Consider the following 14046-nt stretch of genomic DNA (forward strand, 5'->3'; position numbering starts at 1 on the left):
CGCACCGGGGGACACCCCCGTCTGTCCACTCAAGACTCCCGCCCGTCAGTCCCCTCGCTGACAGCCACACCCCGACGCGACCTTGGCGGCGGTGACGGTGATCGTGGTGTCGACCGGGCTCTCGTGCGCGGTGCAGCAGGCGTTCACCCCGCAGCAGGCCCCCGTGGGCTTGACGGCTCGGACGATCGCGGAATGCATGCGGTCGGCCACCTGGTGGGTCGGGGTGATCTCGATGTCGGTGAACCCGGCGGCGGCCAACCCGTCGCGGTATTCGGCGAAGGAGAGCGCACCGGCGATGCAGCCGGTGTACGCACCGCGTTCGGCGCGCTGGGCGGGGGTGAGGCCGTCGTCGGCGACGACGTCGGTGACACCGATCCGGCCGCCGGGCTTGAGGACGCGGAACGCCTCGGCGAACACGGCGGGCTTGTCCACCGACAGGTTGATCACGCAGTTGGAGATGACCACGTCGACCGCGCCCTCCGGGAGCGGGATGGCCTCGATGGTGCCCTTGCGGAACTCGACGTTGGTCGCGCCCGACTTCGCGGCGTTGGCCACCGCGAGGTCGAGCATCTCGTCGGTCATGTCCACGCCGTAGGCCCTGCCGGTCGGTCCCACGCGGCGGGCCGACAGGAGGACGTCGATCCCGCCGCCGGACCCGAGGTCGAGCACGTACTCACCCTCGCGGAGTTCCGCGACGGCGGTGGGGTTGCCGCAGCCCAGGGACGCCGCGACGGCCGCCGTGGGCAGGACTTGGCGCTCGTCGGCGGTGTAGAGGGCGGAGCCGAAGTTCCCGTCGACCTCGACCGGCTCCGGCCCGCAACACGATCCGCCGCCCCCGGCGACCGCCCTGGCCGCCGCGGCGTAGCGCTCGCGGACGGTTTCCCGCAGGTCGGTCCCGCTCAGCTCGCTCATGACCCACACTCCCAACAGCTTGTATCGAAGTTTGTCGATGCAAGCTTGCCCACTGCTTCGAGAGCTGTCAATATAGAAATATGTCGAAACAAGACCTCGCCCCGGCGGCCTCCGCGGGGTGCTGCGCCCCGGTCGCCGCCGCGCCGCTGGACGAGGAGCGGGCCACCGGGTTGGCGGCGGTGTTCAAGGCGCTCGGGGACCCGGTGCGGCTGCGGCTGCTGTCGATGATCGCCGCCCGCGAGGTGTGCGTGTGCGAGCTGACCCCGGCGTTCGACCTGTCGCAGCCGACGATCTCCCACCACCTGAAGCTGTTGCGGCAGGCCGGTTTGATCGACTGCGAGCGGCGAGGCACCTGGGTCTACTACTGGGCCCTGCCCGACGCGCTGGACCGGCTGGTCGGCTTCCTGACCGCGGCCCGGGCGGACGCGTGACCGCGCCGCTGCCGCGCCGGGTCGCCGCCGAGGGGCTCGGGACCGCGCTGCTGGTGGCCGTGGTCGTGGGTTCCGGCATCCAGGCCACCGAGCTGTCCCACGACGTCGGCGTCCAACTGCTGGCCAACTCGCTGGCCACGGTGTTCGGCCTCGGGGTGCTGATCACCCTGTTCGGCCCGGTGTCCGGAGCGCACTTCAACCCCGCGGTCACGCTCGCGGTCTGGTTCACCGGACGCGACGGCCTCACCGCCCGCGACGTCGCCGCCTACCTGCCCGCGCAGGTCGTCGGCGCGATCACCGGGGCGATCACCGCGGACGCGATGTTCGGCAGGCCACTGGTGGAGTTCTCGACCCACGACCGGTCCGCCCCGCACCTGCTGCTCGGCGAGGTCATCGCCACCGCCGGACTGGTCCTGCTGATCCTCGGCCTCGCCCGCGCCGACCGCGCGACCGCCGCCCCGATCGCCGTGGCCGCCTACATCGGGGCCGCGTACTGGTTCACCTCGTCGACCTCGTTCGCCAACCCGGCGGTCACCACCGGCCGCGCGTTCAGCGACACCTTCGCCGGGATCGCCCCGACCTCGGTCCCGGGGTTCGTCGCCGCCCAACTCGTCGGCGCCGCCCTCGGCCTGGCCGCCGTCACCCTCGTACACGGACGCGGCCGAGCCGCCGCCGTCCCGCGCGAACCCGTGGAAGGACACCCGTGAGCACCACCGCCCCGCGCCCGTCCGTGCTGTTCGTCTGCGTGCACAACGCGGGCCGCTCCCAGATGGCCGCCGCGTTCCTCACCCACCTCGCGGGCGACCGCGTCGACGTGCGCTCCGCCGGGTCGGCGCCCGCCGACACCGTCAACCCCGGCGTCGTCGCCGCGATGCGCGAGGTCGGCATCGACATCTCCGCCGAGACACCCAAGATCCTCACCGTCGACGCCGTCCAGGCGTCCGACGTGGTGATCACCATGGGGTGCGGGGACACCTGCCCCGTCTTCCCCGGCACGCGCTACCTCGACTGGACCCTCGAGGACCCCGCCGGGCAAGGTGTCGACGCCGTCCGCCCCATCCGGGACGACATCGAGGGGCGCGTACGCGGGCTCCTCGCCGAACTCGGCGCCTGACCCGGCACCTAGCCCAGGTGCTTCAGCGCTTCCCGCCGCGACAGCGGCGACAACCCCGGGTGGCTGTCCACGAAGTGCGTCACCCACCCCGGGTCGACCCGCGCGTACTGCCGCAGCGCCCACCCGATCCCCTTGCGCAGGAAGAAGTCCTTGTCGTCCTCATTGGACTCGATCGCATGCGCCAGCAGGTCCAGGTCCGTCTCCCCCTTCGCGGGCAACTGGCAGATCACCGAAACCCGCCGCTTCCACCGATCCGCGTCGGTGGCCCACGCGTACATCTCCGGCGTCACCACGTCCCGATGACTCAACAGCAACGCCCCGACCTGTCGACTCGCCAGCTCGTCCACGTGGTCCCACCACGCCCCCGTCACCACGAACTCCTCGAACAGCGGCAACATGTCCACATCCCGCCACCGCCCGAACACCCGGTGCGCCAACAGGTCCGTGGCCGCGTACCGCTCCTCCCGGAACTCCGCCTCCCGCCACAACTCCCCCACCGCCGAGATCCACTCCGCCCGATCCGCGGGCGCGTGGGCGGCGAACACCGGCTTCAGCGCCAACTCCCGAACCGGCTTCGGCACCCCCCGGAACGGCATGTCCGACTTCATGTACCGCTGCATCTCGGGCGCCCGCCGCGAATCCGCCGCCGCCTTCAACGCCGCGCGCACCGCCGGGACCAGCATCACGACACCCGCCGGGTCAGCGACCGCACCAACGGGTCCGCCTCGACCGACTTGTCCTGCTCCGTCAACGCCCGCACCAGCGTCCCCAGCACCCCGCCCACGATGTCCTCATTGGACTCGTCCGACAGCAGCGCCGCCGCCCGCCGCGCGTCCGACTCCGCACCGGCCGCGTCGCCCAGGTCCAGCCGGATCAGCGCGGCACGGCCCGCGAGGAACACGTGCCAGTCCACGTTCCCCACGCGGACCGCGAGTTCCTCCGCCGCCGCGTTCGCCGCCAGTGCCTCCGCGTACCGCTCGTGCTGGGCCAGCACCGCGGCGCGGAACCCCACCACGTCGGCCAGCAGTTCCAGCGCCCCCGGCAGTTCCTCGTCGACGACCAGGTCGCGAGCCCGGTCCAGGGCGGCCAACCCGGCCTCCGGGTCGTCCAGGCCGACCGTGTGCGCGAGCCGCACCAGCGACTCGGCGGCCTCCACCGGCTGGTCCACCGCCAGCCACTCGGCGCTGGCCCGGCGGAACGCGTCCGCCGCGCCCGGGTCGCCCTCGTGCAGCCCGCACTCGCCGAGCTGGTGGGAGACGAAGGCGCGCATCCGCCGCTCGTCCTCGGGGCAGTCGGCCAACACGGCGGTGAAGTGCTCGGCGGCGGTCGCGTGCTCGCCGATCCCCCGGCACGCCACCCCCAGCTGGTACCGGACCCGCCGCAGCAGGTCGGCGCGGTCCACCGGGCACAGCCGCAGCGCCTCCTCCAGCGTCTCGGCGGCCTCCAGGTGCCGACCGGCGTCGAGGTAGCCGGTGGACAGGTTCAGGTACGCGCGCACGACCGCGGCCCGGTGGAACCACGCCCGCGCGGCGGCGAGCGCGTCGAGCGCCACACCCAGGTGCTGGGCCAGCAGGTCGGCGTGGTCGAGCACGGCGGTGTACTGCGACAGCATCCGCGCCGCCCACGGCCCCGGGTACGGCCGCACGTACGCGATCAGCTCGTCGAACCGGTCGATCGCGTCCGGGATCCGCCCCCCGGCCCCGAGCAGCCGGGCCCGGTTGCTCATCAGCATCATCGTCGGCCCCTCGGGCCACGACTCCCCCAGCAGCTCCTCGACGATCCGCAGCGCCTCGTCGAACTCGCCGCGCATGGCCAGCACCGACGCGGCGGCGTTGCCGACCGTGCCGCGCAGGTGCGGCGCGCCGTCCTCGACCGCCGCCGCGGCCGCCGCGACCAGGCGCTGCGCCTCGTCCAGGTCGCCGGGCAGGGCCGCGTTGGCCGCGCTCAGGTTGGCGTACACCACCGACTCCGCCCGGCGCGCCACCGCGAACGCCAGCGCCAGGTGCGCGTGGGCCAGGTCGGGGTCGTCGGCCGAGTCGGCCATGTCCGCGATGTCGGCGTGCAGCCGCGCCAGCGCCTCCGGGTCGTCGAGCGCGGTGATCGGCTCGACGAGGGCCAGCAGCTCCGCGGCCGTCTCGCGGGCGGTCGCACCGGGCCGCAGCTTCGCCCGCCACGTCGCCACCCGGGCCGCCAGGCCCGCGGGCAGCTCGACCTCGGCGGGCAGGGACGCCAGCAGCGCGGCGCCGGTCAGCAGCCGCTCACCGTCGAACGCCGCGCAGATCGCCTCGGCGGTCGCCACCGGGTCCGCGGGCGGCTCGGCCTCGACGGACTCCCTCGGCGGCTCCACCGGCACCGCCACCAGCACCGGGCCCACGTCGGCGAGCCCCAGCGTCCGCGCGACCCGGCGGCTCACCGCGTCCGTCCCGTTGCGACGGTCGAACGCCGCCGCCGTCGTCCGCGCCCGACCCTCGCAATAGGACCGCAGCTCCTCGCCGTCGAGCGCCCGACCGTCCACTGTGAACGCCTGGCCCGCGCGGTCCGGCACCCGGCTCAGCAGCAGCGCCGCGGCGGCCGCGAACTCCTGCAGCACCCGGGGGCTCGGCGGGTCGGTGAGCACGTCGAGGTTGTCCGCCAGGATCTCCAGCCCGCGCGCCTCGTTGCCCGTCACCGCGCAGAAGCTCAGGTGCCGGTGCAGCGCCGACCGGCTCTGCGGGGTCCCGCGCACCACCCGGTACGCGACCAGGTGCGCCCGCGCGGCGTCGTCGAGCCGACCGGTCGCCAGGTACGCCTCGATCAGCGAGGTCAGCACCCCGTGCGGCTGCTCGGCGCAGTCCGACGGCTCGTCCAGCACGCGCTGCCCCGCCGCGATGGCCTCCTCGAACCGGCCCCGCGACACGAAGTACCCGACCTGGCTGTCGACCACGCACGCCGGGCAGTCGCTCATCTCGTCCGGCTCGGCGGCCCGCCACGCCGCGAAGTGCGTGTCCGCGGCGGCGGTGTCGCCGATGTGGTGGGCCAGCGCGCGGCGCTTGTCGTGCACGGGGTGCGGCGAGTAGCCGTGCAGCCGGTACCGCTGCTCCAGCTGGTCGACCAGCGCGCCGATCTGCGCCAGGGTGAACCGCGGGTCGCCGATCAGCCCCGTCGGCAGCCACTTGTGCATCCAGGTGAACTGGTGCACCGCCCAGTCGTCGAACGCCTCCGGGTGGCGCTGCTCGGCGCCGCGCAGCCAGGCGAACGGGGTCAGCATCAGGTCGTAGCGGCGCACCTCGCGGTAGGCGTTGATCAGGATCAACCGGCCCACGACGCCCATGCCCGGGTCCCCCGACGCGTCCGCCGCGCGCACCGCCCGCTCCAGCGCCTCGCACTTGGCGGTCCCCGCGGGCAGCTCGTCGGCCTCGTGCAGCAGCGCGGTCAGCCGGTCGCGGTCGGCGAGCCGGTGGTCGCGGCCGACCGGGTCGTGGTCACCGTGCGCACCGCGGTCATGGTCGTCGTGGCCATGGCCGTAGTGGTCGTGCCGGTGGATCTCGTCGGCCACGCGGGTCCCCCTTAGGTCGTCTCAACCGGTCGTCTCAACGCCCGATGGCGCGGTCGAGCAGGTCCAGGAACGAGCCGGTGAGCGCGGCGGTGTCCTTGGGCCGCAGCGGCCGGTGCGACTGCAGCAGCGCGTTGACGTACAGCGCGCGCACCGCCGACTCCAGCAGCGCGTCGTCGCGCACCTCGGCCAGCCGGGCCACCAGCGCGTTGCGGGTGTTGAGCACCAGCCGCCCGGCGGCGCCCGAGCCGTCGTCGACCAGCTGCCCCAGCAGGTCGCTCCACAGCGGGTCGGCGGTGTCGCGCAGCTGCGCGGCGTCCTGGCGGCGCGCGCCCTCGGCGTCGACGATGAGCAGCGCGGGCAGCGACACCGGGTCGAACTCGCGGAGCGTGGCCTCGCAGTCGTGCTCGGCCAGCACCGCCTTGCCGACGGCCAGTGCGCGGGCGAGGGCCACCTCGGTGTCGTCGTCCGGCCTGCCCAGCGCGGCCAGCAGCTCGCGCGGCTCGACCCGGCGCGCGGTGTCCGGGCCGTCGCGCTCGGCGAGCCTGCGCAGCAGGTCGGTGTCGTAGGCGTAGCCCGCGTTCACCAGCCCGATGTCCTGGGCCGCGGCGACCGGCGCGAGCTGGCGGAACTCGTCGACGTCCGGGGTGAACAGCACGGTGGGGTGGCTGCGGCGGAACTGGCGCAGCGGCAGCACGCCGCGGGTGGTCTCGTACGGCAGCCACCGCTCAGCCAGGCCGAGCAGCTCGTCGTCGACCAGGGCCAGCGACTTGATGCCCATGTGGTGCGCGGCCAGCAGCGCCCCCGCCCGCTCCGGCTCGGCCGCGGCCAACCGCACCAGCCAGTCGCGCACGTGCCCGCCCAGCGCCTCCCGCACGGCCAGCAGCGTCTCGTCCTCGTAGAGCGCCTCCCGGCTCGCGGTCGGCCGCAGCGCGGAGGTGTCGACCACGCACCGGACGAAATACGCCCAGTCGGGGAGCAGTCCCTCGATCGAGGTACCCACCAGCATCCGCTTGAGATACACGCGGTGCGCCTGCCGCGCACCGGGATGGGCCCCGGCGGGCAGCACGAACGCCACCCCGGTCAGCCCGACCGCGCCGAACTCCAGCGGCAGCGCGTCGAACGGCTCGAACCCGAACGTCTCCCGGCCGTACTCCAGCAACCGCAGCCGGTGGTCGGCGGCGCCCTCCCCCGGCACCCGGTCCCACGGCGGGCCGTCCCCGGTGACCGCGCGGGCGCCGTCCGCGCCGACCACCCGGACCAGGTACGGCAGCAGCGACCCGTACTCGGCGGCCAGCGGCGCCACCGCGGCGAACTCGGCCCAGTGGTCGCAGTCCCGGCGCGGCCGCAGCACCAGCGTGGTGCCGACCTCGGCGCGCGCCGAGTCGTCGACCTCCACCGTGTAGGTGCCGTCGTTGCGACCCACCCAGCGCACCGCCGGGCCGCCCGCCGCCGACCGGCTCACCAACCGGACCTCGTCGGCCACCAGGAAGCAGGACAGCAGGCCGACGCCGAACTGGCCGAGGAAGTCGCGCCTGGCGAAACCCAGCTCGTCGCGTTTGGACGTCCCGCCGAGCGTGGACAGCAGCGTGTGCACCTCGGCCTCGGCCAGGCCGACCCCGGTGTCGCGGACCCGCAGCGTGCCGTCGCCGGTGTGCTCGGGGCACTCGATGGTGATCTCGGCCGGGGCACCCGGGTCGCGCAGCCGCCGCGCGGTGACCGCGTCCACCGAGTTCTGCAGCAGCTCCCGCACGTACACCCGGGGGCTGCTGTACAGGTGGTGGCTCAGCAGGTCGATGACGCCGCGGAGGTTGACGCCGAAAGTCTGAGCCAAGGTCGGACCTCTGGGATGCCGTAGTGGGAGCGCTGGGGTGTTTTCGAGCACCGGGCGGCGCGCGGCGCGCCGCCTGCGGGCCTGGGGCGCCCCGGGTGCCCGCCGAGCCCAGCTCACAGTACAGGCGTCCGGTGACCTCGGCCCGGCCTTCACCCGCCCGCGCGATCGGCGACGGCCACCCGGGGGAACGACCGGTGTCACCCCACGGCGCAACTCGGTGTCGGGCCCTCCGGGCGATCACCTAGGATCGACCCTGCTCACCCGCCCCGCCGGGTGCGCGCCTGTCCGCAGAAGGACCCCGGGGAGCTGTCCACAAACCATGTCCGGAGCCAACGACTCGTACGACCCCAAGGAGGTCGCGGCGCTCGCGCCGGACATCCTCCAGGCCGCCGTCGAGAAGGCCCGCGAGGAGTTCTCCTCCGCCGCCGACCTCGACGCGCTCGCCGCGGTCAAGCCCGCCCACTTCGGCGACCGGTCGCCGCTGTCGCTGGCCCGCCGGGAGATCGGCGCGCTGCCGCCGCAGGCGCGCTCCGAGGCGGGCAAGCGGGTCAACGAGGCCCAGGCCGGGGTCAAGGCCGCCTTCGACGAGAGGCGCGCGCAGCTGCAGGTCGAGCGCGACGAGCGGGTGCTGCGCGAGGAGGGCGTCGACGTCACCCTCCCGTGGGACCGCGCCCCGCGCGGCGCCCGGCACCCGATCACCCAGCTCGGTGAGCGGATCGCCGACGTGTTCGTGGCCATGGGCTACGAGGTCGCCGAGGGCCCCGAGCTGGAAGCCGAGTGGTTCAACTTCGACGCGCTGAACTTCAAGAAGGACCACCCGGCGCGCACGATGCAGGACACCTTCTACGTGGCGCCCGCGGGCTCCGGGTCGGTGCTGCGCACGCACACCTCGCCCGTGCAGGCCAGGGTGCTGCTCGACCGCGAACCGCCGGTCTACGTCGTGTGCCCGGGGCGGACCTTCCGCACCGACGAGCTCGACGCCACGCACACCCCGGTGTTCCACCAGGTGGAGGGCCTCGCCGTCGACAAGGGCCTGACCATGGCCCACCTCAAGGGCACCCTGGACGCGTTCGTCAAGGCGATGTTCGGCGCGGACGCGCACGTGCGGCTGCGCCCGTCGTTCTTCCCGTTCACCGAGCCCTCCGCGGAACTGGACGTCTGGTTCCCGGCGAAGAAGGGCGGCCCCGGCTGGGTCGAGTGGGGCGGCTGCGGCATGGTCAACCCGAACGTGCTGCGCGCGTGCGGCGTCGACCCCGAGGTCTACTCGGGCTTCGCCTTCGGCGTCGGCGTCGAGCGGGCGCTGCAGTTCCGCAACGGCATCCCCGACATGCGCGACATGGTCGAGGGCGATGTCCGGTTCACCCTTCCCTTCGGCACGGAGGCGTAGTGCGGATCCCCGTCAGGTGGTTGGTCCAACAGCTCGAACTCACCGAGGAGCACCGGGTCCTCACCCCCGAGGCGATCGCCGACGCGTTCGTCAAGGTCGGCCTCGAGGTCGAGGACGTGCACCCGCTCGGCCCGGTCACCGGCCCGCTGGTGATCGCCCGGGTCGCCGAGATCGAGGAACTGACCGAGTTCAAGAAGCCGATCCGGTACTGCACGGTCGAGATCGGCGAGCCCGAGGAGGACGGCGAGCCCGCCGAGACCACCCAGGTCGTCTGCGGCGCCACCAACTTCGTCGAGGGCGACCTGGTCGTGGTCGCGCTCCCCGGCGCCGTGCTGCCCGGCGACTTCACCATCGCCGCGCGCAAGACCTACGGCCGGGTCAGCAACGGCATGATCTGCTCGGCCCGCGAACTGGGGCTGGGCGACGAGCACGCGGGCATCCTGGTGCTGCCCAGCGACGACGACGTGGCCCCCGGCGACGACGCGATCGACCTGCTCGGCCTCACCGACTCGGTGATCGAGCTGGCGGTCACCCCCGACCGCGGCTACTGCCTGTCCATGCGCGGCCTGGCCCGCGAGCTGGCGTGCGCGCTGGACCTGGGCTACGTCGACCCGGCCGCCATCGAGGTGCCCGCGGCCGAGGGCAAGGCCGCCGCGGTCACCGTCGAGGCCGACACCGGCTGCACCCGCTTCGCCATGCGCCGGGTGACCGGGGTCGACCCGACCGCGCCGACGCCGTGGCACATCCGCCGCACGCTGATGCTGGCGGGCATCCGGTCCATCTCGCTGGCCGTGGACGTCACGAACTTCGTGATGCTCGAGCTCGGCCAGCCGATGCACGCCTATGACACCTCGCGGCTGCGCGGCGGCATCACCGTGCGCCGCGCCCGCGCGGGCGAGAAGCTGCTCACCCTCGACGGCACCGAGCGCGCGCTGGTCGCCGACGACGTGGTCGTGGCCGACGAGTCCGGTCCGATCGGGCTGGGCGGGGTCATGGGCGGGGACCACACCGAGGTCCGCCCGGAGACCACCGACATCCTGCTCGAGGCGGCGATCTGGGACCCGGCGAACACCGCCCGCACGGTCCGCAGGCAGAAGCTGCCCAGCGAGGCGTCGCGGCGCTACGAACGGGTCGTGGACCCGGCGCTGCCGCCCGCCGCGCTGGAGCGCGCGGCCCGGCTGCTGCGCCAGTACGGCGAGGCCCGGATCCTGCCCGGCCGCACCGACGAGGGCAGCCCCACGGCGCCCGCGCCGGTCGTCATGGCGATGGACCTGCCCGACCGGGTGGCGGGCGTCCGCTACGCGCGCGGCGTGACCGCGGGCAGGCTCCAGCAGATCGGCTGCCGGGTCGAGGTCGGCGCGGCCGAGGACGGCACCCCCGAGGTCACCGCGTACCCGCCGAGCTGGCGCGCCGACCTGGCGCAGCCCGCCGACCTGGTCGAGGAGGTCCTGCGGCTGCAGGGCTACGACACCATCCCGTCGGAGCTGCCCAAAGCCCCGGCCGGGCGCGGCCTGACCGGCGCCCAGCGCCGCCGCCGCGCCGTGTCGCGGACGCTGGCGGAGCACGGGTACGTCGAGGTCCTGCCGTTCCCGTTCGTGTCCCCCACCGTGTGGGACGCCTTCGGCCTGCCCGCCGACGACGTGCGCCGCACCACCCTGTCGGTGCTCAACCCGCTCGAGTCCGACCGCCACGCCCTGGCGACGACTCTGCTCCCCGGCCTGCTGGACGCGGTGACCCGCAACGTGTCCCGCGGCGCCCGCGACATCGCGCTGTTCCACATCGGACAGGTCGTGCTGCCCCGGGCCCAGTCCGTGCCGATGCCCGACCCGGGCGCCGACCAGCGGCCGACCGACGAGGAGCTCGCCCTGCTCCGCGAAGCCGTCCCGGCCCAGCCGGTGCACGTCGCGGTGGTGCTGGCGGGCACCCACCGCCGCGCGGGCTGGTGGGGCCCGGGCGAGCAGGCGAACTGGGCCGACGCGGTCCAGGCGGCCCGCGCGGTCGCCGAGGCCGCGGGCGTCGAGCTGACCGTCGAGGCGGACACCCTCGCCCCGTGGCACCCCGGCCGCTGCGCCCGCCTCAGCGTCGGCGGGTTCCCCGTGGGGCACGCGGGCGAGCTGCACCCGAAGGTCGTCGAGGCCCTGGGCCTGCCCAAGCGCACCTGCGCGATGGAACTGGACCTGGACCTGCTGCCCCTGGTCGAGCGCAAGCCGATCCCGGCGGTGTCCCCGTACCCGCCGGTCCTGCTCGACGTGGCCCTCGTCGTCGACAACGACGTCCCAGCCGCCGACCTGACCTCCACCCTCCGCACGGGCGGCGGAGACCTCCTGGAAGACCTCCGCCTCTTCGACGTCTTCACGGGCGAGCAGGTAGGCGACGGCAAGCGCTCGCTGGCGTACTCCCTGCGCTTCCGCGCCCCGGACCGCACGCTGACGGTCGAGGAGGCCACGGCCGCCCGCGACACCGCGGTCGCCGCCGCCACCGAACGCCACGGCGCCGCCCTGCGCGGCTGAGAGCACAACGCGCGAAGGGGCGGGTCCGTTGTGGACCCGCCACTTCGCCGTACCGGGCGCCGCTCCGCCGGGCACCCGGACGGCGGGCACGGCAGCATGAGGGAGTGCACTCCACCCTGCCCACCGAGACGATCACCCGCTGGCGCGCCGACGCCATCGTGCTGTTCGACTGGCTGATGAGCACCGACCTCAACACCGTCCCGATCACCCACCCCGCCCAGAAGCAGGCCCTGGCCGACCTGCTGACCCGGACGGAGGTGGACGTGGACGTCCTCGACGTCACGCGGGAGGAAATCGACGCCGCCCAAGCGGAAGTGGCACACGACATGGGCTGGTGACTCAGCCCCCACGAAGCCGCTTCACCATGGCTGCGGGACCGGCTCCCGGCAGTCCAGTCGGCCAGATCGCGTTCGTCGGAGCAGGCGCACCCCAACCGGCGGCTGTGCCTCAGGGCAGGTGGATCTCGAACGCACGGGACAGACCCACCCGCCACAGCGGCAACCCACCCGGAGACGAAACCGGGGGTGCGGGCCGCAGCCCACACCCCCGGTCCACGGGAGAGAACTAGCCCCGTGCGCCGATGATCAGCTTCTGCAGGTCCGCGCGGGTGATGTCGCCACCGGCGACCGCCGCGCGCTGCTTCGCCGCCGCGGCCGGGTTCGGCTGCGGCACCGGGTCGCACTGGGCGTCCGAGTGCCTACCGGGCTTGCGCGCCGGGAGGGCGCCCGTGGCCAGGTAGTCGGCGATCTTGTCGTCGGTGCACACCACGCCGTTGAGGGAACCGGAGTGGGTGGTGCCGTTGACGCCCTCGATGAGGACCGACTTCGGGAACCGGCTGCGCAGCTCCAGGCTGCCCTCGTACGGGGTCGCCGCGTCCAGGGTCTCGCCGATCAGCAGGATCGGCGGCGCCTTGGACCCGTCCACCGGCACCGGCTTGCCCGCCTTCGCGCCCCAGGTGAGGCACGGGGCGTTGAACCAGGCGTTGCCCCAGGTCTCGAACGGGGCGCGCAGGAAGGTCAGCCAGTTGTCCACCTGCCACCGCGACCACTGGGTCGGCCACTGCACGTCGGTGCACTGGGTCGCCAGGTACATCGCGAAGCTGTTGTCCGAGCCGGGGCCCTGGCCGTTGGAGGCGTCGTACAGGTCCTTGAGGCCCTGCCAGTCGCCGTCGTGGATCCAGGCGGAGAACGCGTTGGCGACGTCCTCCCAGCCGAACACGTAGTACCCGGCCTGCAGGAAGATGTCGGTCCACTCGTCCGGGCCGATCACCCCGCCCGCGGGCTTCTTCAGGAACTTCGCCTGCTCGCGGTAGAACAGGGCCTCCACGTCACGGCCCTTGGTGCCGAGGTGGTAGACGCTGTCGTTCTTGGCGATCCAGTCGAAGTAGACCTTGATGTTGCGGTCGAAGGCGACGTCCTGGTCCAGGTTGGCCTGGTACCACACCTTGCGGGCGTCGACGTTGCCGTCGAGCACCATGCGGCGCACCCGGTCCGGGTACAGCGTGGCGTACACCTGGCCGAGGTAGGTGCCGTAGGAGAAGCCGTAGTAGTTCAGCTTGTCCTGGCCCAGGGCCTTGCGCAGCACGTCCACGTCGTTGACCGTGTCGGTGGTCTTGACGTGGTCGAGCAGCTCGCCGCCCGCCTTGTCGCAGGCCGCCGCGTAGCCCTTCGACCGGTCCAGCCAGGTCTTCTCCAGCTGCTTGCTCACCGGCACGTAGAACGGCCGGTTGTACGAGAAGTAGGAGCCGTCGCAGGCCAGCGAGGGGACGCTGGAGCCGACGCCGCGCGGGTCGAAGCCGATCCAGTCGTAGGCCTGGCCCGCGCCGTTGGGCACGAACTCGCCGAGCACCGACAGGGTCAGGCCGGAGCCGCCGGGGCCGCCCGGGTTGGTGACCATGATGCCCTGGTACTTGTCCGGGGTGACCTTGGCCTTGATCCGCGAGACGGCCAGCTTGATCTTCGTCCCGGCCGGCTTGGCGTAGTCGAGCGGGACCTCGAGGAACCCGCACTCGGCGCCGCGCCGCGCCAGGCCCGGGCTGGCGCACGTGCCCCACGCGATCGGCGCCGGGTCGTAGTTCACCTGGTTGGGCGCGGGCTTGGGCTGGCTCGGCGCCGCCTGGGCCGAGGGCACCAGGACCGCGCCGCCCACCACGAAGCCCGCCGCGGCGAGCGCCGCCACGATTTTCTTCACATTGCCCCTTTTCGTCACGCTTTGTCCGGAAACGGGTGTCGTTCGCGGACCGGTCGATGCTGCCCCGAAACCGTCCGCATGGGAATAGCGACAGGCGGTTTTTTGCGTTCGTGAAAGCGATCGAGGCGGATACGAG

Annotated in this window: 11 protein-coding genes; 6 read left to right on the forward strand and 5 right to left on the reverse strand. The window is 73.5% G+C overall.

Annotated elements, in window-relative coordinates:
- Positions 1 to 45: 45 nt before the first annotated feature.
- The gene (gene arsM, locus V5P93_RS24240; RefSeq protein ID WP_104480279.1) at positions 46 to 912 is read right to left on the reverse strand and encodes an arsenite methyltransferase; all 867 of its coding nucleotides are present in this window, start codon (positions 910 to 912) and stop codon (positions 46 to 48) included.
- Positions 913 to 992: 80 nt separating this feature from the next.
- Here arsM and V5P93_RS24245 point away from each other — a divergent pair, with 80 nt between their 5' ends.
- From V5P93_RS24245 to V5P93_RS24255, 3 genes are read left to right on the forward strand one after another with little or no spacing between them, the layout of a single operon-like run.
- On the forward strand, positions 993 to 1343 hold the full coding sequence (locus V5P93_RS24245) for a helix-turn-helix transcriptional regulator (RefSeq protein WP_104480151.1): 351 nt from the start codon (positions 993 to 995) through the stop codon (positions 1341 to 1343).
- Positions 1340 to 2050 carry an MIP/aquaporin family protein gene (locus V5P93_RS24250; protein WP_104480152.1) on the forward strand — a complete coding sequence of 237 codons (711 nt, stop codon included), beginning with the start codon at positions 1340 to 1342 and terminating at the stop codon, positions 2048 to 2050. Before V5P93_RS24245 ends, V5P93_RS24250 begins: the two co-directional genes overlap by 4 nt.
- Positions 2047 to 2457, forward strand: a complete 411-nt coding sequence (locus V5P93_RS24255; RefSeq protein WP_281261668.1) for an arsenate reductase ArsC — start codon at positions 2047 to 2049, stop codon at positions 2455 to 2457. The genes V5P93_RS24250 and V5P93_RS24255 overlap by 4 nt, the downstream gene beginning before the upstream one ends.
- Positions 2458 to 2465: 8 nt before the next feature.
- Here V5P93_RS24255 and V5P93_RS24260 read toward each other — a convergent pair whose 3' ends face one another.
- From V5P93_RS24260 to V5P93_RS24270, 3 genes are read right to left on the reverse strand one after another with little or no spacing between them, the layout of a single operon-like run.
- Positions 2466 to 3140, reverse strand: coding sequence for a DNA alkylation repair protein (locus V5P93_RS24260; RefSeq protein ID WP_104480281.1), 675 nt, complete (start codon positions 3138 to 3140; stop codon positions 2466 to 2468).
- On the reverse strand, positions 3140 to 5992 hold the full coding sequence (locus tag V5P93_RS24265) for a tetratricopeptide repeat protein (RefSeq protein WP_104480153.1): 2853 nt from the start codon (positions 5990 to 5992) through the stop codon (positions 3140 to 3142). Before V5P93_RS24265 ends, V5P93_RS24260 begins: the two co-directional genes overlap by 1 nt.
- A gap of 34 nt (positions 5993 to 6026) precedes the next feature.
- Positions 6027 to 7823, reverse strand: a complete 1797-nt coding sequence (locus V5P93_RS24270) for an HSP90 family protein (protein ID WP_104480154.1) — start codon at positions 7821 to 7823, stop codon at positions 6027 to 6029.
- Between the two features lie 319 nt (positions 7824 to 8142).
- Between V5P93_RS24270 and pheS the strand changes: the two genes are divergently transcribed.
- The 3 genes from pheS (at position 8143) to V5P93_RS24285 (ending at position 12058) form a co-directional block, all read left to right on the forward strand.
- A complete protein-coding gene (gene pheS, locus V5P93_RS24275; protein ID WP_104480155.1) occupies positions 8143 to 9210 on the forward strand; it encodes a phenylalanine--tRNA ligase subunit alpha in 1068 nt (355 codons plus the stop codon).
- On the forward strand, positions 9210 to 11720 hold the full coding sequence (gene pheT / locus V5P93_RS24280) for a phenylalanine--tRNA ligase subunit beta (RefSeq protein WP_104480156.1): 2511 nt from the start codon (positions 9210 to 9212) through the stop codon (positions 11718 to 11720). Before pheS ends, pheT begins: the two co-directional genes overlap by 1 nt.
- Positions 11721 to 11824: 104 nt before the next feature.
- A complete protein-coding gene (locus V5P93_RS24285; RefSeq protein ID WP_104480157.1) occupies positions 11825 to 12058 on the forward strand; it encodes a hypothetical protein in 234 nt (77 codons plus the stop codon).
- 226 nt (positions 12059 to 12284) lie between these two features.
- On the opposite strand, the gene V5P93_RS24290 is transcribed toward V5P93_RS24285, so the two are convergent.
- Entirely contained in the window at positions 12285 to 13910 is a 1626-nt protein-coding gene (locus V5P93_RS24290) for an alpha/beta hydrolase (RefSeq protein WP_104480158.1), read from the reverse strand.
- Between the last annotated feature and the right edge of the window lie 136 nt (positions 13911 to 14046).

It is taken from the genome of Actinokineospora auranticolor (genome assembly GCF_041897805.1).
Lineage (GTDB): Bacteria > Actinomycetota > Actinomycetes > Mycobacteriales > Pseudonocardiaceae > Actinokineospora > Actinokineospora auranticolor.